Raw genomic sequence first — 16384 nt, 5'->3', positions numbered from 1 at the left:
TTTCTTACGGCTCGATATTGGCCATTTTCAGCGGAAAATCCAGATGATATTATTGACGCGTCAACAAAATGATGATGACTTGCGCCCGTGACCGTGCCCGGGTGGTTCCATAAACCGCTGCAAGCGGCCGGCTTGCCAGCCTTGGGGGTTTGGATGACGTCTTTTCTTCAAATGGGATCGGCGCGCGGTGGGCTGGCTTCTCCAGCAGGCGCCCGGTCGGCCGTCGGCCTTTGGGTCGGCGGGACGATGGCATCGGCGCTGGCGCTGTTTCTTGCCGGGACCGGCCCGGCATCGGCCCAGGCGACCCCATCTCCCCCGGCGACCGCGTGTGACAGGCTGAAGCAAATGGCCGACGGCGATCTGCATGTGCTGGAGGCGCGAGAGGTTGCGGCCGGTCCGGCGGCGGCATTCTACGGTGAGGATCAGGGACGGAAAATGCCGGCGCATTGCCTGATCCGCGCCTCCTTTGGCGATCGCCGGGGCGTCGACGGCCGAACCTATGCGATCCGGTTCGAATTGCGCATGCCGGCGGCGTGGAATGGCCGTTTCCTGTTCGAGGGCGGCGGCAACATGGATGGCGTCGACTGGCCGGCCTATGGATCGCTGTTCAGCCGCCTGTCGCCAACGGCGCTTGAACGCGGCTTTGCCGTGGTGCGGACCAATGGCGGGCATATCAGCCCCGGCAATGAATCGACCGATGGCAGCTGGGCGATCGATCAGCAGGCGCGGATCGACTATGGCTATGTGGCGCTCGACAAGGTCGCGATCGCAGCAAAGCGCATCGTTGCCGCGCATTACGGCAAGCCTGCCGCCAAATCCTATTTCATCGGCTGTTCCAATGGCGGACGGCAGGCGATGCTGGTGACGCAGCGTTTCCCCGACTATTTCGACGGCGTGGTGGCGGGTAATGCCGCGTTCAATCTGACGCGCATCGCGCCGCGCCTGTCATGGACCACCGCTCAGCTCAGCCGCATCTCCAGGCCGGGCGTGGGCGCATTCACCAAGGCGGACTTGAAACTGGTGGCCGATGGTGCGGTGAAGCGCTGCGACGCGCTGGATGGTCTTGCCGACGGGCTGATCCAGGACATTGCGGCCTGCAAGTTCGACCCGGCGGTGCTGCAATGCAAGGGCCCGAAAACCGCCACCTGCCTTTCCAGGGTTCAGGTCGATACGCTGAAGCGGATCGTCACCGGACCAGTAGATGCCCAGGGCAAGCCCTATTACAAGCCGCTGCCCTATGATTCGACGCCCGCCTTCTGGGCGGGTGCCGCGGCGGCCGACACCAGGGCGCCGTCACTGTTCATGGACACGATGCGCTATTTCGCGTTGACCCCGCCCAATCCCGGACTCGATGCACTCGACATACGCTTTCCGGATGTTTTCGCCAGCCTGGTCAGCACGGCCGGGGTCATCGACGCGGAGGGAAGCTTTCTCAACAGCTTCGCGTCGAGATCGAAGCTGATCATCTATCATGGGACCAGCGATTACAGCCTGTCGGCCTTCGAAATCACCTCATGGTACGACCGCCTGGCGCATGATACCGGCGGCAAGACCCAGGATTGGGCGCGCCTGTTCCTGGTGCCGGGGATGATGCACTGCGAAGGCGGGCGGGCGACGGATGATTTCGATCCGTTGACCGCCATCCAGGCATGGGTCGAGCAGGGCATCGCGCCGGACCGGATCGTCGCCACCGGCAAGACACTGCCGGGGGTCAGCCGCCCGCTCTGCCCCTGGCCCAAGGTGGCGCGCTATCGTGGCGGCGACCCTGCGCGGGCGGAGAGCTTCGATTGCGATTGAGCCCGCAGCACCATTCCGGTGGCGCAGGACCCGATAGTCGGGATGACTGTTCAGCGCCTCCGCTGCGCGCTCGTGACGACCGTCAGCAGAGGGCGTCATGGTGCAAACGATCCCTTTGTCATTCTTCCACCACCCGGAAAACCGCTCCGCTCCCAGCATCCCTCACCAGATCAACCCGTTCGCCATCCCAATGATAGTCGAGATGTCTGCCCTGGACAGGGCTGGAGGCACAGTCGGGGTAGAGGAGCCCGACACATTCTCCTCCAGCTTGCCGTACGCTCGGATAGGCTATCCCGTCAGAACCAGCCTTGCGCAGGGCAGCACCTAGCAACTGGGCGGCAGCATAATCATCCGGATCGAGGCAAGCAGCGAACGGATCTTCCTGGCCGCGCAGATCATGAACGTCGGCGCGGACTGTCAGGATGATTTCCCGAAACTGGGAGGTCCAACCGGGCGGTTCAGCCGTGCGCGCCATGAACCGGGCATGATGATGGATCGTCTCGAACAGGGCAGTCTCATAGCGATCGGCGACGTAGAGGACGCCATAGCTCCCGTCGGAAAACCGGCTGGGACGGTCGACACTGACATGGGTGAAGGATGCCATCAGATAGGAAGCGCCGTTGCCACCCACCCGTCGCCCGGGAGGCACAAGGTCGATATTCCCGATCGATGCCCGAATGCGCGGATTGGTCTTCTGCTCGCCCGACAGCAACAGGGGCCAATCCGCCGGATCGGCAATATCCTCGAACAGGTCGATGGGTGGGTAGACGCTACGGATGATCCGTACCGCACCTTCCCATTCCACTCTGCAAATTGGCGGTTCGTCAGCCAGGGTCACCAGCCGCCACGCTCCGCATCAAGATAGCGCCGTACACGCATCAAGTCCGTCAATTCGCCGCCCAGCATGACCGCCAGCGCACTCGATCCCTCGAAGGCCGCATTGGACGCCTTGATCCAGTCATAGCCCCGCTGCGGCTCCTGAAAGATGATCCGGAGCGCCTTATGGATGCCCATGAGGTTGGATAGACGGGCAAGCCCATCGCGCGAAATGCGCCCCGGCCCCTCCGCCTTCCAGCGACGAAAGCTGCGCACGGGCATGTCGGTAAGAACGGCAGCCTGCTCATCGGTGACGCCCCATTTGGCGAACAGGTTGAGGGCGGCGCGAAACATCGCTCGACCTTCTTCCTTAGTGACAGGTTCCTGCCGGAAGGGAGCGGGAGTTGTCTCAACGGGTTGCAATATAGCCATATAGAACAAAATATATGATAAGCTGCCAAATGGCAATTCATGGCTCGCGGGTGGGTTGCGATAAATCCAATCTGCCGCTCGTGGCGACATACAGGAAGCCCGCGAAACGCGGTTCAAATCTCTGCTAGGCCAAGCTCCAATGACCTGAGCCTGACTTCCATGGCGTTCATGATGCTAGTGTGTGTGGCGATAACAAGCCCATCGGGCATCATGGACAACGCCTGCTCGGGGGCATTTTCGGCCATTTGAATGACGTCCCGAAGCACCTTGTCGATGAGGGTAGGCCCCAATCCGGCCTCCTTCGCGGTCTCCACGAAATGCCGTCCGCCAAGGTTCAGAATTTGATATTTGCGGCTGTTGCCCGCCGACATTGCGAGCTTGTACTTGTTGTTCGGGATCTGCCGCGCGTCGAACGCAGGTTGAGCGGTGAGGACATCGTAGAATGGCGTCATCCCGAAACGCCCGCCGGGGCGAAGAAAGATGCTGAAATTCTTGGCGTGACCGTCCGCCGCACCGATAAGCCAGAATATGATCTGGCTTTTCAGGAAGGCGGCCTGATCCTCCAGGGGGTTGTCGCTGCTCCCGAGCAGCTTGAGGATTGCGACGGCGCCAGGGCCGCCGTGGCTCTGATATTTTTGGGCAGAAGGGACGCCCAAGGCCTGACAGAAATCCTCCTGGGGCAATCGAAGCAGTTCGGTCGGGCTCCTCCAGCGACGATCAAATCGCTCGACCGCCAGCACCTTGCGCGCGCCGAATGTCGCGATCTCGGTTTTTGCGACGGGCAGGCCAAAGCCTTCCAGCAGCCTGAGGCAATAATGTTCATTCTCGACGCTGTCGGCCATGTCGATCATCCCGAATGCCGTCGGAATCTCGCCGAGCTGCGGCTTGAGGATGTGGGTCGTGGGGGTGGTTCCAAGCGGTCTCAGCCACTGGCCGTCATGGAAAAGGAGGGCGGTCTTTTCCTGTGCTCCGGCAACCGAAATCCGGAACTCATGATCCATGTCGATGCCGAGTGGCGCCTGGGCCAGATTCGCGAGCATCTGCTCGATCTCGGCGTCGCTGATGGGCTCCCCATCCACCGGCTGGATGCCGTCGAAAGCTGCATCATCCGGCAGGAATTGCATGGCGCCCACGCAATCCCGCCCGATACGCTCCAGCAAACTGTAGGCATCGCTGCCCTGGGCCCCGGTTCGTTCGGCAACCCGGCGACGCACGGCGGCATTATCCGGCAGCAGATTGTCGAAGACGGCGACCACCGGTTCGCCGGTGAATTGCGATTCGCGCAGGGGCAACGAAAGGGAGATTGGAAATGCGTGCTCCCAGGGAAGCCAGCTTTGGTCGTAGCGAAACTCGATGGCGCCGCTGGCCTGCTTGAGAAGGCGCCCGGCCAGACGGTTGTTGATGAATATGTTAAGAGGGGGGTGCGCTCTGCGCCGGCCCATCAGAAGATGTCCTCAATATCAGGCACCGATTTGCCGGACCTCTGATCGATGACCATCTCCAGGCCGAGAGCGGCAAACAACGCATAAATCGAGGATAACCGGGTGCCTTCTTGTCCGGTCTCGATCTTGGAGACCAGTTCCTGCCGCAGGCCTGCCAAGCGGGCCAGTTCCGTCTGGCTCATGCCCTTCTGCTTGCGCACACGCTGGATGGCGGCGCCAAGTTGCTTGGGCGATCGCGCAATATGAGCCATAAGCCAATCTCCTTGGCCAGCGTTATGTCTCAAATCACATAATTTCGCAATATGCTGTTTTGAGCATAAATTCTCTTTATGCCTTAATCTGCATAACTACATGCACACTTGGCGAAGCTTTTGTTTTCAGCACCATAGAAGCTAAATAGCTCAGTCACTCGTCCTTTCAATAAACCGGAACCATCGCTCAGCAAATTGCGCACCTGACAGCGCAAGAAAATGGAATGATCGGCCCTGGCCGGGGCGGGTCGGCAGCGAGAGGCTCGGCAAAGCTGCCAATCCTATCGCCGAGGAAGCTGCCGCGCCGCACTCGACGATTTTGCGAGGTCAGACTGTCACCCTTCCTCCAGCATGACGTCAATCATGGTCTGCCAAACATGTTTTGCCGTCGCACGCGGGTCGGTACTCTCCTCGTAGATAGCTGCCTCTATCATCTGTTGAGAAGGATCTCGCAAGGAGATGACGACGGATCGGACCAACTCTGTAGCGCTCAAATGAAAGTCGCCTTCAGGATCATAGAACGCCAGACGGGCTGCGGATTGCCTTTGAACCTCAGCGACGAGGGCATTGGCGGCTTGTTCAATCGGAGGGGGAGCCATAAAGGCTATAACGCCGCTCAGCGTCCATCGTTCAGATGCCGAGAAGAATCGATGTGACCGTTAAGCAACCGAGTCCATGCGTTGTAGACGCTGCAGTCGCGGCTTCGATCTCACTGCTCACCCGGCAGCGAGAGAGCGCCTAGTGGATTAGCCGGGGTCTCGCCGGCTTATCATTAGCCGCCGACATCAAGCGCCCTTGGATGCAAGCCAGATCGTGTGAATTACATGTTCTTCACCGGCCAGGGCTGGGATGCTCACCTCTTCCACATCGAAACCGGCATGCCCGCACGTTCAACCGCGGTTATGTGCACGAAGGCGTCCCCGCCGCCGCTTTCCGGCGCGATGAAGCCATAGCCTTTGTCGGCATTGAAGAATTTGACTGTTCCGATGATCATATTGGAGCTCCTTGTCCAAGTTTTAGGGGCGCACGCGACAATGCGGGCATCCCGGCTTCAAGAGGCAAATGTGGGACAAGAGAGAGCCGAAGCGGCCCGATATCCGTCGAAGCGCGACGTTCAGCGAGGCGTCAATAGCACAAATTGACAGAAATGGAAAAACCGATCGGGGGCGATCGATCGAATACTTTTCCATCTGCCGGTAACTACGTCTTCAGTTTACCTTAGATTTCGTACGATCGCATCTGTGCCACGACCAAATGCCGCAGCGCGCTGCTCACTTCGAGCGCGCCGCCTCATCGCGCTTGGCTTGAGCAAGCGCATCGTTCAAGGTCGAATATCGCCAGTCACGATAATGGTAGCGATATGCCGGCACCTTGATGATGCCATGGCGAGCCATGACTTCCGCTTCGTCCGCCGGGACAACTGTCATCTTCTGTCCAATCCTGGTGAGCACGGGTTGACGAGCACGATTACTGCCGACCGCCGGCTGCGGGTCGGGCAAGGAGCTGGACCGCATTTTCCACCCTTGAATATCCCGCTGGATCGGCGATCGCCAAATCGAGGGGCCGGGCACCCAACGAGGCATTGTGGGTGTTTAGAAAGCGGATTGCTTCCTCCTGCCCCAGAAGCACGAATGCAAGATGGGTGATCAACCCCTGCCGTCTCGCCTGGTCTGGAGAGATCCGTGGCTCGCGGCTAACAAACGCTCGCCTTCGCGGGCGAGCCGGTGTTGTCGCGTCCGCTGTCATGCCGACCCCACCAAGTCTGCGGCTAGGGGAGACTGATCCATCCAAGGCAGCCAACCCACCGAAGCGCCTGCGTTTTTCGAGGAAAGCACGTCGAAGATCTGACCGCCGATAATGCCCGCTGCGGCCAGATGCTTGCGGCGTGCCGGCTCACTGATCGCGTCGGCGGCGTGTATGAGCAAAATCTGATGCTCGGAATAAAGCTGATTGAGATCCATGTGTAACTCCCTTGGTAAGCGGGAGCGCGATGGTCTCTCAGTCAAGAGCGCCTACGTTGGTATGCACTTGATGACCTCCATATAGGCTTAATCGACAATCATACAACACTGCCGTGTCTCCAAAAATTCGAGAGAAATATCCTTACGTGAAGTGCCCTGATGTTCCACCTGCGACACGACGTTTCTGCTCATGGCTTGTAACAGATTCACCCGTTCTAAGGGATCGCTGAACGGTACCGACATATTGCGTCCAGCTTGTCTTTAGCTGTCGCAGGGCGCATATCAGATTCATCGGCGGTCTATATTTAGGCCTGCCAGTTCGCAATTTGGTAGCGCTGGCTTCCGCTTGTGAAAGCGACATTCCGTCGCGGACCAGCGCCAGGAAAGTCGGACCCAAACCATGACTGCCAAGGACCTGAAATTCGCGCACGAGGCCCGCGAAGGCATTGCGCGTGGCGTCGATATTCTCGCCAACGCCGTGCGCGTGACCTTGGGTCCCAAGGGGCGCAATGTCCTCATTGACAAGAGCTTTGGGGCGCCCCGGATCACAAAAGACGGCGTCACCGTCGCAAAGGAATTGGAATTCAAGGACAAGTTCGAGAATATGGGCGCGCAGATGATCCGCGCCGTGGCGTCCAGAGCGCATGATCATGCCGGAGACGGCACCACTACGGCGACCGTCCTTGCGCAGGCGATCGTTCGGGAAGGGATGAAGTCGGTATCGGCGGGCATCGATCCGATGGACCTCAAACGCGGCATCGACATGGCCGTTGCCGCCGTCGTCGCCGAACTCAAAGCGCGGTCCAAGCCGGTATCGAACAATCAGGAAATCGCCCAGGTCGGCATCGTTTCGTCCAATGGCGACGAGGTGGTGGGCAATCGGATCGCCGAGGCGATGGAGAAGGTCGGCAAGGAAGGCGTCATCACGATCGAGGAGGGAGCGGGCGTCGAATTCGAGCTGGAGGTGGTGGAGGGCATGCAGTTCGATCGCGGCTATCTGTCGCCCTATTTCGTCACTGACAGCGAGAAGATGACGGTGGAACTGGAGGATCCGGTCATCCTCATCCACGAGAAGAAGATGGGCAATGTGCAGGCCATGCTACCCTTATTGGAAGCGGTCGCCAACGCGCACCGTTCGCTGCTCATCATCGCTGAGGATGTTGAAGGGGATGCGCTCTCGACGCTGGTCGTCAACAAGCTGCGCGGCGGGCTGAAGGTCGCCGCGGTCAAGGCGCCGGGCTTTGGCGACCGGCGCAAGGCGATGCTGGAGGATATCGCCATATTGACAGCAAGCGACGTCGTGACGGAGGATCTTGGCATCAAATTGGAGGATGTCACGCTGGACAGGCTGGGCACCGCCAAGCGCGTGACGATCACGAAAGACAACAGCACGATTGTCGACGGTGCGGGCAGCGCGGAAGCCATTAAGGCGCGCGTCGTGTCGCTCCAGGGGCAGATCGAAGCCAGCAGCAGCGACTATGATCGCGAGAAGCTCGAGGAACGTCTTGCCAAGCTATCCGGCGGCGTAGCCGTCATCAAGGTCGGCGGATCTTCGGAACTGGAGGTCAAGGAACGCAAGGATCGGGTGGAGGACGCTCTCCATGCGACCCGGGCGGCGGTGGAGGAAGGCATTCTGCCGGGCGGCGGCACGGCGCTTCTTTATGCGTCGAAGGCGCTGGATAGCCTTGATCCCGTCAAGGACGACCAGCGGCGCGGCATCGACATCGTCCGCCGGGCGCTTCAGGCACCGCTCCGCCAGATTGCGGAGAATGCGGGCTATGATGGTGGCGTGGTTGCCGGTCGTTTGTTGGACGAGAGAGACGAAAATCTGGGGTTCAACGCGCAGAGCGAGCAATATGAAAACCTCTTCCAGTCCGGTGTCATCGATCCGACCAAGGTAGTCCGCACCGCCTTGCAGGATGCGGCCTCCATCGCCGGGTTGCTGATCACGACTGAAGTGGCGGTAGCCGAGTGGGTCCCCGATAGCGACGGCCCGCAGATCAAAGCTTCCGGCGGGGGATTTTGAGGACCTCTCAAGCTCATCGCTCACCGTTCACCATGCCTGACGAATTGATGCATGTGCTCGGGCGTTTCGTGTTACAATTCCTCATCACCCCGATCATGCCGCGGGCATGTTGTGACAGAGAGACCATCGTGCTCCCGCCTGCAACCGGGAGCAGCCTATGCCTGACGATCTGACCCGAAGCCGCTCCGCCGGTGCGAAGCCGTCATGACCATCCGCTCGACACGGAAACCCGTGACATTTTCGGCCCCTTTCCGCCTGACGGGTTTCGAGGAGCTTCTATCTGCGGGCACCTATGTGGTGGAAACGGACGAAGAAGTTCTGGAAGGTCAAGCCCATACAGGCTTCCGTCGGATTGCGACGACCATGCGTATCCGGACAGGCGCGACCATCGAGCATCACCAGATCGATCCTCGGGAATTAGAGGCCGCATTGCAGCGAGATCAGGATGCGGCTCGAGACAAGCCCGTTTCAGCTGATCAGCTATCTCGGCAGTCCCGGCGCTCGGATAATTCCCCGCCAGCAGATTGGCGTTGGGTGCCTTTGTGGGTCCGTAACACACCCTCCCACCGCCGCAGTTAGACCAGCCATGTTCAACAGTTCAGCCATGTGCAGGCAACAGGCAGCTCATCACAAAAAAGCAGAATGTATCCAATACTTCCCAAAAGTCTGGAAAAGTTACTCTGGTCACTTTGAAAAGACGAATGCTTGAATGATCTCAGAAACGAAAACCATCATGATAGCTCGCCTTTTCCATTCTACTCACAATGCGCCGTGGCCCTACCTGGTAGCAGCCCTATAATGAGAGCCTGAGCACCCTTGCTCGCGGAGGGCCCCGCGTTGCCGACACGACGCGGGGCTTTTCTCATGTTCACCGAGGGGCCGACATTCAGCAAACAAACTGTTTCCGCTGGACGCCGGTTGGGTGAACCATAAGGCTACAATCTCGGACTTGTGATCTTCAGTTCTGGAGACGTCACCCAAAATAATATTATCCAAAATGTTGGAATATCATGTCATAAATCAAAATGATTGCGATCCTGATAATCCCCACGATGCGGTCGAAATTTATAGGCGACGCCCAACCAAAATTCAGATATGAGATTCATATTGCGCGGAAACTGATGCAGGCATCCGCCGTGACTGAGAGACCATCGCGCTCCCGCTTGCCAAGTCGAGGAGCAGATCGTGAAAGACCTTAACGCTCGTTTGAAACGTGAGCAGCAAGAGCTGCTGCGTTCGCAAGCCGCTGCGCGCGCTTCAACGCTATTCCCTTCCGGACCGTTGGGACATCGGGCATGAGCCGAGCTGTCCATATCGATCAGACCCCGACCGCCGTCGAGGATCTGTGCAGAAAACATTCGTTCCGGGTTTCTACAGTGGAAGCCCTTTTATCAGGCGGCTCAAGAGTCGTTCTGCTGGACCCTCGCGATGCCGAGTCATTGCGCATCCTCATGAAGCACAAGCTGATCCTTGGTGGGGTAAGACGATCGCCCTCTCATATTGCACGCCAGTTGCCGCCCTCCGGCTCCCGGAGATAAGGGATGGAAAGATCCCGTTTGTTGGAACGCAGCAGAGTGATGGCGCTGAAAGAAGCGCTTTTAGCCAGTTGCCCCCGTCAAAGGAACCTGCATGAGGAGCAAGCCCGCGCCTACGCAAAGATCATCGACGTGTTGATCCGCGAAGGAAGGCAAGCCATCGCAGGCGTCCGCCCCCGGTAACGCTTCCGGCTATTTTCAGCCAACGTCCAGCACTGCGGATTGTCGGAACGGTAGCCAGTTTCCGATGCTGTCTGGATGCCGGGGCCAAGGCTGTGCCAGGCAGATCAGGATATCGAATGCGCCTGCAGGTAGAAGCAAGGCTCGCCTATCACATGCCGCACACGGCCGATGTGCTTCTGGCGGTCGAAGGCGCGCAGATGACGGAACAGCGTTTGGTGAAGGACCTGCTCACAGTCAGCGGCTGCGAACCGTGCCGGGCGATGGCGGGATTGGTCGCAGAACCTGGGCCTGCACACGAGGCGATTTTATGGCGGAATATCGTGGAACGTTCGATGTGGAACGAGGAGCCATGTCCCTGGTAAAGCTGGCCATTTCCCCGCACCCAGATCTTCCCGCGCGTGTCATACTCTCTGGCCTAGCCGCTTCTGCCAATCCAACCATTTCATATCCTTCGTGGCACGTGAGTTCGAGGAACTGGAAGGCGGGGCGAAGATCGAGGCCATGGCGGCATGGATACGCCGCAACATCGACTATCGGCTGGGCTACGTCATCGGGATAGGGCTGGGCTTCCTTACTTTCCACCTGCCCAACGCCGCCAAGCTGTCCCGGACAGGTGACGGGTTCGTCTCCCTGGGTGCCGCGCTCCTTGCATATGGCCTCACCCAACTGGCACATGGGTATGGCTTTCTCGCCGTTTTCGTAGCGGCGCTTTGCCTTCGTCATGCCAGCCGCGACCACAGCTACAGGTCGATTACGACGGCCAGATAAGCGAAGCCTTCCAGGGTGCGAATGTAGGTGATGTCTGTCACCCAGGCCCGGTCTGGTGCACCCACGTCGAACTGGCGATCGAGGGTGTTGTCGATCGCCAGGGACGGCTTGCCGCCATAGCTGCCGGGCCTGCGCTTGTAGCCGATCTGCGCCTTGATGCCCGCCAGCCTGGTCAACCGGGCAACGCGATTGGGGCAGCAGGTCTCGCCGTGATCCAGCAGATCGTCATGCAGCTTGCGGTAGCCATAGACCTTGCCGCTGTCCTTCCAGGCCCGCCGGATCAACGCGGTCTGCCGAGCATCTTCCCGAGCCCGCTGGCTCAGCGGGCTCTTCTGCCAGGCATAAAAACCGCTGGGCTGGATGCGCAGGCACCGACACATCGACCGAACCTTGAACTGGTCACGATGCTCGGCAACAAACGCGTATCTCACTTTGCATCCCTGGCAAAATACGCGGTGGCTTTTTTAGAATGTCGCGCTCCTCGGTCACCCGGGCCAACTCGCGCTTCAACTGGCGGATCTCGACATCCTTGCCCGCATCGCCAGACACTTGCCGGGCCAGCTGCCGCTTCCATGCATACAGCAAGTGCTGACTGACGCCGAGCCGCTGCGAGACCTCGGCTACCGGATACCCCCGCTCGGTGATCTGGGCCATCGCGTCACGCTTGAACTCATCACTGAAATTGGGCTTCCCCATCGTCGCCTCCTGTCCTCAAAATTAGGATCAAAGGCGTCCAGAAATCTAGGGGCTACTCAATCGTTCTACATGGCATCACCGTAACTCTGTCCCTCCAGCTTCTCGATCGATGGCAGGCGCGGCGTCAATCTTCGCAGTGATGGCAGGAGGAAGGGGTGTTCCGATAGCGCTTCAATGCTGAGTAGAAAGTGCTCTTGTCCCCAACCCCAACGTGCTACTGTAGGGCATCCCGGTTCGACTCATCCAGACAGGCCGGGGCTGAGAGACACAGGCGCTCCCGTTTGGCGAGGAGTGCACAATGTCCGCATCTGAAAGCTCTAATCCATCATTATTACTTCGCCAGGCCCGCAGGCAGGCTGATGCCGAGCGACGGTGGCTCGCCCTTGGAGCCGCGCGAGAACGCTCGCGGAGCGCGGCTGCCATTTCGCGTGACCGTAAACGCCAGCTCACGTCGGCGATTGACAGCTGGGAGAATGAGGGTGGAACGGCAATTGGCGTTGCCATGTCATTAAGACCCAAGCCTCTCCGGTTCACTAAGATCCAGTGGTGCGCTGATCTATTTCGTGACGATACCAATACGCGTGCGGCAATTATCAACGGCCTCCTCATGGTGATAGCAGGAACAGTAGCCATCATATTGCTGAATAATTGAGCCCCCCATATTTACAGCGATTGGCAGAAAAATGGATGCTACACCAAAAGGACTGGCGAACGCCGAGTTTCGGCTGACGCCGGGACTGACCTGTGACCTCGACAAGCTACAGGAACTTCAGGATCTCCTCTATGCTGCCCGCGATGCGCTGGCACGTGGAGAAGCGCTGTCTACGGTCGAGAGGCAGCGATTGAACGGTGCGCTCGACAACCTCATGGTCTTGAGAAACAGCAACAATACGCCACCGGGTGCCCCCCAACGCATCTGAACGAGCGAAGCAGCACAGCCCATACATCTGACGTCCAATGCAAAGGAACACACCATGGCCAAAAGCCAGAAAAGATCCAACCGTGAAGTTCGCAAACCCAAGGCGGAGAAATCCAAAAAGCAGAATGCGTCCCACCCGTCGCAGAAGCCCGGCGCGCTCGGCATCGTTACCCTGAAAAGCTGATTGCACTAGGAGGGGCGGCGGGTGTTTCAAAAGCGTCCGCCAACTCGTTCATCAGGTCCGATCAGGCAGGCCGCCCATGCTGTGCGGTCGCCTACATGTCATATTGCTCTACCTCACTGTTCGTCAGAACTTCTTTCCTCGTCATGGCCGGGGGTGAGAAGCTATGCTTCCTCATCGCGAGCGCGGCTCCGAGCGTCCTCCTCCTCTTCCAAGCGGAATTCCAGAGCAATCGCTGCATCTTCGGGGCTGAGTGCTTCAGATGTCCCTGCCTCACGCGCCTCAGCCTCGGCAGCCTGCGCCTCCCAAACATTGGCGGCTCGCAGGGCAGCCCGGCGTACCTGTTCAAGATGAGAAGCGGCGGCAACCTGACGATGGTATGCCGCCTCTCGTCTGCACATTGTTGAACTGTTGGTCATTGCGCCTAACTCTTACCGTCAGGTGGCGCGTTGCGCACCCAAAGCGACACCCATCGCGCCGCAGCGGACGGCGAACCGCTGGCCGGCTTCGCCTGATCTGCGGCCGAGGCGGGCGGCCTCCCCCGTGGTGGCGCAGCCTTTTGATCGCTTTCCAGTGCAGCAGCGAGATCGGCGGGATCGATCGGGTGATACTCTATGGCAGAACCCATTTGGATCCGCAGCCCCGTAGCGGTGCGATGAAAGCCCGTATGGTTATTGCCCTCCAACATCTCTTCGGTGGTTTCCACTTCGTAGGGACCCGCCGGCAAGGGGGCTTCGAATCCGGGTAGCCGGAATGGTTTGGTGAAGGTCACCGTTTTACGCGTCGTGCGGACGGTCATGATCGCTTCCGCTGGAGAAGAGGGGGCGTTTTTGTCGGCGGGCATCGGTATCTCCTGCTTGCAGGCGCGAGCACGATGGTCTCTCTGTCACGATATGCCTGGGAAGGATCAGGGTGATAGCCCGTTGTAGCACAGCCGTTCCCGGCGGGGCGCATCTATTCGTCCGGAGCAGACGAGAATCCTGCTCGGCTATAATTCCAAGCCTGTAGGCACCGCCGCGATCCGTTACATCCTGTTTTACCGGCTTCCTTGAGGATCGCATCGATCATGGCTTGCCAGACATTGATCGCGTTAGCATCTGCGGCGGCACCGTCGCCTCCAGTTGATCATTCCATTCTGTAAGCGGCATCCTGCATCTTATCGCTTCGACTGTGTAGCAGGACTGTGGGGGAGCGAGGGTTAGAAGACCGCCTTTTGGACGATTTTTAAACGATTTCAGTGGGATGACAACAAATGGTGCCCGGGGACGGAGTCGAACCGCCGACACTGCGATTTTCAGTCGCATGCTCTACCAACTGAGCTACCCGGGCATGGCGGCCGGTGAGGATCACCGGGCCTTTGGTGAGGCGTGCCTATAGGCATCAGGCCGGGGTGCTGTCTACCCCATCCTCGTCACTTTTTTTCATCTCGTCATCGACCGGGCGGCCGGGTACGCGATAGCCTTCGCCCAGCCATTGCAGAAGATCGCGGTCGCGGCAGGCCTTTCCGCAGAAAGGGCGGGTTTCGAGAGCCGAAGGCTGGCCGCAGACGGGGCAGGAGGAAGCTTTAGGAGACATGGCCCGCCGATATGGCGAGCGTCGCGTCCGCCTTCAAGCCGATTGCGCCGCCGCGGCGGCGGGCGAGGGTCTCGATCCAGTCGGTCGCCTTGTGCAGCCGGTCGATGATCGCAGGTGCCGCCGTGATCGTCGCGGGGCCGCCATTGCCGTGGCGTTCGGCGCGGCGCAGCAGCGCCAGCGCCGCCGTTTCGACCGGATCGGCGCGGAGCAGTTCCATGAGGTTCATGCGCTCCCGCCGGCGGATGACCTGGACGAAGCCGAAGCCATTGACCGCCGTGCGCTCAAAGGGCAGCGGCAGATATTTGTCGATCTGGGCCGAGGCGACGGCGCGCTCGTCCTTGTTGTTCATCGTAGGCAGGTCGATGCCGATCGAGCCGGTCAGCCCCAGGCGGCGGATCGCCAGCGCGGCCAGTTTCGCGCCCTTCGGGCCCAGCTTGGCAGGCGGCATGGAGCCGTCGACGTCTATCAGGATCATCGCAGGCGTGGGGAAGATGCGCAGGGCGGCTTCCTCCGTGCCGATATCGCCGGAGATCGCCTCTTCCATCAATTCGCTCCAGCCATGGGCCTCCAGCCGGTCCTCTTCATGCGCAGGGCACGGAATGATGGGCAGGCCGGTGGCGCGCAGGCGCTGGAGCAGGCTGGGGGCGGGGTGCGCTTTCGAGCCGGGCTGGGCTATGCGGGCCTTGGCGAGCTTTGCGCGCCCTTCCTCCGGGATCGCCTCGCGCAGGATTTCCAGCAGCACGGTGGCGCCCTCTGCAATCTTGGGCGGAATGGGTTCGACCAGCACTTCCTCGCCGGAGATCAGGCGGGCGATGCCGCGCTTCTTGGGGATGACGGTGCGGACCAGCTTGCCCTGGATCATCGCGCCGGCGCGTGCGGCGTCGCTGTCCCGCTCGATCTGTGCTTCGACGAGCTGGCCCTTTTCGATCAGCGCGGCGCGGGCCTCGCCAATGCCTTCTTCATAGAGCCATTCGGCCATAAGCGGTTAATCCAGTGGATAGCCCGCTGCCTTCAGCAGCGCGCAGGTTTCGTAAAGGGGCAGGCCCATGATGGCGCTGTGGCTGCCTTGTATGGCGCGGATGAGGCCGGCGGCGCGGCCCTGTATCGCATAGCCGCCCGCCTTGCCGCGCCATTCCTGCGCGGCGATATAGGCTTCGATTTCGGCGCGATCGAGATGCTTGAAGGTGACGATGTTGGTCGAGAGGCGGTGGCGCGCCTTCCCCTCCGCATCGATCAGCGTGATCGCGCTGAACACGCGGTGGCGGCGGCCGGACAGGAGTTGGAGGCACGCGCGCGCTTCGGCTTCCGTTTCCGTCTTGGGCAGGATGCGGCGCCCGGCGGCGACCACCGTATCGCCCGAAAGGACCAGCGCACCGGGATGGCGCTGCGCCACGACAGCCCCCTTCTCAGCGGCGACGCGGGTCGCGTAGGCGGCGGGGAGTTCGCCCTTCAGGGGCGTTTCATCAAGGTCAGCCGGGTCCACCGCGTCCGGAGACGCGCCGATCTGACCCAGAAGTTCACACCGTCTAGGAGAAGCCGAAGCAAGGATGAGCCGCATGCGTGGGGCGGCTTATTTGAAGCGGTAGGTGATCCGACCCTTAGTCAGGTCGTAGGGGGTCAGTTCGACCAGCACTTCGTCGCCCACCAGCACGCGGATGCGGTTCTTGCGCATCTTGCCGGCGGTGTGACCGAGGATCTCGTGATCATTTTCAAGCCGCACGCGGAACATGGCGTTGGGGAGAAGCTCCACAACCTGTCCGCGCATTTCAAGCAGTTCTTCTTTTGCCATAATATCCTGGAAA

Annotated in this window: 18 protein-coding genes, 1 tRNA gene and 2 pseudogenes; 7 read left to right on the top strand and 14 right to left on the bottom strand. The window is 60.1% G+C overall.

The genetic code is table 11. The features are described from left to right. Positions 1–153 precede the first annotated feature (153 nt). Complete coding sequence (locus tag MRBLMC3_RS08835; protein ID WP_363827728.1) at positions 154–1797, top strand: tannase/feruloyl esterase family alpha/beta hydrolase; 1644 nt, start codon at positions 154–156, stop codon at positions 1795–1797. Positions 1798–1915: 118 nt separating this feature from the next. Here MRBLMC3_RS08835 and MRBLMC3_RS08830 read toward each other — a convergent pair whose 3' ends face one another. The 7 genes and pseudogenes from MRBLMC3_RS08830 to MRBLMC3_RS08800 form a co-directional block, all read right to left on the bottom strand. Then, positions 1916–2638: an RES family NAD+ phosphorylase gene (locus tag MRBLMC3_RS08830; RefSeq protein ID WP_414714636.1), complete on the bottom strand. Its 723-nt coding sequence runs from the start codon at positions 2636–2638 to the stop codon at positions 1916–1918. Beyond that, positions 2632–3045, bottom strand: coding sequence for an MbcA/ParS/Xre antitoxin family protein (locus tag MRBLMC3_RS08825; protein WP_363827749.1), 414 nt, complete (start codon positions 3043–3045; stop codon positions 2632–2634). Before MRBLMC3_RS08825 ends, MRBLMC3_RS08830 begins: the two co-directional genes overlap by 7 nt. 113 nt (positions 3046–3158) lie before the next feature. After that, complete coding sequence (locus MRBLMC3_RS08820) at positions 3159–4487, bottom strand: type II toxin-antitoxin system HipA family toxin (RefSeq protein WP_363827724.1); 1329 nt, start codon at positions 4485–4487, stop codon at positions 3159–3161. After that, positions 4487–4738 (bottom strand): helix-turn-helix domain-containing protein, encoded by a 252-nt coding sequence (locus MRBLMC3_RS08815; RefSeq protein ID WP_363737475.1) that lies wholly within the window; start codon positions 4736–4738, stop codon positions 4487–4489. The genes MRBLMC3_RS08820 and MRBLMC3_RS08815 overlap by 1 nt, the downstream gene beginning before the upstream one ends. An 877-nt stretch (positions 4739–5615) precedes the next feature. Continuing rightward, a pseudogene (locus MRBLMC3_RS08810) lies at positions 5616–5732 on the bottom strand (cold-shock protein); the annotation flags it as partial. A 277-nt stretch (positions 5733–6009) separates the two neighbouring features. Next, positions 6010–6165 (bottom strand): hypothetical protein, encoded by a 156-nt coding sequence (locus tag MRBLMC3_RS08805; protein WP_363737476.1) that lies wholly within the window; start codon positions 6163–6165, stop codon positions 6010–6012. Positions 6166–6480: 315 nt separating this feature from the next. Next, the gene (locus MRBLMC3_RS08800) at positions 6481–6699 is read right to left on the bottom strand and encodes a hypothetical protein (protein WP_363737477.1); all 219 of its coding nucleotides are present in this window, start codon (positions 6697–6699) and stop codon (positions 6481–6483) included. 400 nt (positions 6700–7099) lie between these two features. Between MRBLMC3_RS08800 and groL the strand changes: the two genes are divergently transcribed. From groL to MRBLMC3_RS08785, 3 genes are all read left to right on the top strand, one after another. After that, on the top strand, positions 7100–8725 hold the full coding sequence (gene groL / locus MRBLMC3_RS08795) for a chaperonin GroEL (protein WP_363737478.1): 1626 nt from the start codon (positions 7100–7102) through the stop codon (positions 8723–8725). A gap of 1834 nt (positions 8726–10559) precedes the next feature. Next, positions 10560–10805 carry a hypothetical protein gene (locus tag MRBLMC3_RS08790; RefSeq protein ID WP_363827721.1) on the top strand — a complete coding sequence of 82 codons (246 nt, stop codon included), beginning with the start codon at positions 10560–10562 and terminating at the stop codon, positions 10803–10805. Positions 10806–10896: 91 nt separating this feature from the next. Further along, on the top strand, positions 10897–11211 hold the full coding sequence (locus MRBLMC3_RS08785; RefSeq protein ID WP_363827719.1) for a hypothetical protein: 315 nt from the start codon (positions 10897–10899) through the stop codon (positions 11209–11211). Here the strand turns inward: MRBLMC3_RS08785 and MRBLMC3_RS08780 are convergent. Further along, positions 11187–11907, bottom strand: a pseudogene (locus tag MRBLMC3_RS08780) (IS3 family transposase); the annotation flags it as partial. The gene MRBLMC3_RS08785 and the pseudogene MRBLMC3_RS08780 overlap by 25 nt on opposite strands. Before the next feature lie 298 nt (positions 11908–12205). On the opposite strand from MRBLMC3_RS08780, the gene MRBLMC3_RS08775 reads away from it, so the two are divergent. From MRBLMC3_RS08775 to MRBLMC3_RS08765, 3 genes are read left to right on the top strand one after another with little or no spacing between them, the layout of a single operon-like run. Further along, a complete protein-coding gene (locus tag MRBLMC3_RS08775) occupies positions 12206–12559 on the top strand; it encodes a hypothetical protein (RefSeq protein ID WP_363827717.1) in 354 nt (117 codons plus the stop codon). 31 nt (positions 12560–12590) lie between these two features. Continuing rightward, positions 12591–12827, top strand: coding sequence for a hypothetical protein (locus MRBLMC3_RS08770; RefSeq protein ID WP_363827714.1), 237 nt, complete (start codon positions 12591–12593; stop codon positions 12825–12827). 54 nt (positions 12828–12881) lie between these two features. Then, positions 12882–13010, top strand: coding sequence for a hypothetical protein (locus MRBLMC3_RS08765; protein ID WP_363827711.1), 129 nt, complete (start codon positions 12882–12884; stop codon positions 13008–13010). Between the two features lie 421 nt (positions 13011–13431). Here the strand turns inward: MRBLMC3_RS08765 and MRBLMC3_RS08760 are convergent, their stop codons facing one another. The 6 genes from MRBLMC3_RS08760 to infA form a co-directional block, all read right to left on the bottom strand. Then, positions 13432–13851 carry a hypothetical protein gene (locus tag MRBLMC3_RS08760; RefSeq protein WP_363827708.1) on the bottom strand — a complete coding sequence of 140 codons (420 nt, stop codon included), beginning with the start codon at positions 13849–13851 and terminating at the stop codon, positions 13432–13434. A 409-nt stretch (positions 13852–14260) separates the two neighbouring features. After that, a tRNA-Phe gene (locus tag MRBLMC3_RS08755) sits at positions 14261–14336 on the bottom strand. A 51-nt stretch (positions 14337–14387) separates the two neighbouring features. Then, entirely contained in the window at positions 14388–14582 is a 195-nt protein-coding gene (locus tag MRBLMC3_RS08750; RefSeq protein ID WP_133652449.1) for a DNA gyrase inhibitor YacG, read from the bottom strand. Then, positions 14572–15561, bottom strand: a complete 990-nt coding sequence (locus tag MRBLMC3_RS08745; protein WP_363752767.1) for a ribonuclease — start codon at positions 15559–15561, stop codon at positions 14572–14574. Before MRBLMC3_RS08745 ends, MRBLMC3_RS08750 begins: the two co-directional genes overlap by 11 nt. A gap of 6 nt (positions 15562–15567) precedes the next feature. Beyond that, positions 15568–16140: a Maf family protein gene (locus tag MRBLMC3_RS08740; protein WP_363752769.1), complete on the bottom strand. Its 573-nt coding sequence runs from the start codon at positions 16138–16140 to the stop codon at positions 15568–15570. A gap of 12 nt (positions 16141–16152) precedes the next feature. Next, positions 16153–16371, bottom strand: a complete 219-nt coding sequence (infA, locus tag MRBLMC3_RS08735) for a translation initiation factor IF-1 (RefSeq protein ID WP_003049127.1) — start codon at positions 16369–16371, stop codon at positions 16153–16155. Between the last annotated feature and the right edge of the window lie 13 nt (positions 16372–16384).

The organism is Sphingobium sp. LMC3-1-1.1 (assembly GCF_040676285.1).
Classification (GTDB): Bacteria; Pseudomonadota; Alphaproteobacteria; order Sphingomonadales; family Sphingomonadaceae; genus Sphingobium.
The sequence above is the reverse complement of the archived record's forward strand: the minus strand, read 5'-3'. Positions and strand labels throughout refer to the sequence as shown.

Excerpts from the sequence above, each read along its gene's own strand:
- MRBLMC3_RS08835 (WP_363827728.1), top strand. The coding sequence starts at position 154 with ATGACGTCTTTTCTTCAAATGGGATCGGCGCGCGGTGGGCTGGCTTCT.
- MRBLMC3_RS08825 (WP_363827749.1), bottom strand. The coding sequence starts at position 3,045 with ATGGCTATATTGCAACCCGTTGAGACAACTCCCGCTCCCTTCCGGCAG.
- MRBLMC3_RS08820 (WP_363827724.1), bottom strand. The coding sequence starts at position 4,487 with ATGGGCCGGCGCAGAGCGCACCCCCCTCTTAACATATTCATCAACAAC.
- MRBLMC3_RS08815 (WP_363737475.1), bottom strand. The coding sequence starts at position 4,738 with ATGGCTCATATTGCGCGATCGCCCAAGCAACTTGGCGCCGCCATCCAG.
- MRBLMC3_RS08805 (WP_363737476.1), bottom strand. The coding sequence starts at position 6,165 with ATGACAGTTGTCCCGGCGGACGAAGCGGAAGTCATGGCTCGCCATGGC.
- MRBLMC3_RS08800 (WP_363737477.1), bottom strand. The coding sequence starts at position 6,699 with ATGGATCTCAATCAGCTTTATTCCGAGCATCAGATTTTGCTCATACAC.
- groL (WP_363737478.1), top strand. The coding sequence starts at position 7,100 with ATGACTGCCAAGGACCTGAAATTCGCGCACGAGGCCCGCGAAGGCATT.
- MRBLMC3_RS08790 (WP_363827721.1), top strand. The coding sequence starts at position 10,560 with ATGCGCCTGCAGGTAGAAGCAAGGCTCGCCTATCACATGCCGCACACG.
- MRBLMC3_RS08775 (WP_363827717.1), top strand. The coding sequence starts at position 12,206 with ATGTCCGCATCTGAAAGCTCTAATCCATCATTATTACTTCGCCAGGCC.
- MRBLMC3_RS08770 (WP_363827714.1), top strand. The coding sequence starts at position 12,591 with ATGGATGCTACACCAAAAGGACTGGCGAACGCCGAGTTTCGGCTGACG.
- MRBLMC3_RS08765 (WP_363827711.1), top strand. The coding sequence starts at position 12,882 with ATGGCCAAAAGCCAGAAAAGATCCAACCGTGAAGTTCGCAAACCCAAG.
- MRBLMC3_RS08760 (WP_363827708.1), bottom strand. The coding sequence starts at position 13,851 with ATGCCCGCCGACAAAAACGCCCCCTCTTCTCCAGCGGAAGCGATCATG.
- MRBLMC3_RS08750 (WP_133652449.1), bottom strand. The coding sequence starts at position 14,582 with ATGTCTCCTAAAGCTTCCTCCTGCCCCGTCTGCGGCCAGCCTTCGGCT.
- MRBLMC3_RS08745 (WP_363752767.1), bottom strand. The coding sequence starts at position 15,561 with ATGGCCGAATGGCTCTATGAAGAAGGCATTGGCGAGGCCCGCGCCGCG.
- MRBLMC3_RS08740 (WP_363752769.1), bottom strand. The coding sequence starts at position 16,140 with ATGCGGCTCATCCTTGCTTCGGCTTCTCCTAGACGGTGTGAACTTCTG.
- infA (WP_003049127.1), bottom strand. The coding sequence starts at position 16,371 with ATGGCAAAAGAAGAACTGCTTGAAATGCGCGGACAGGTTGTGGAGCTT.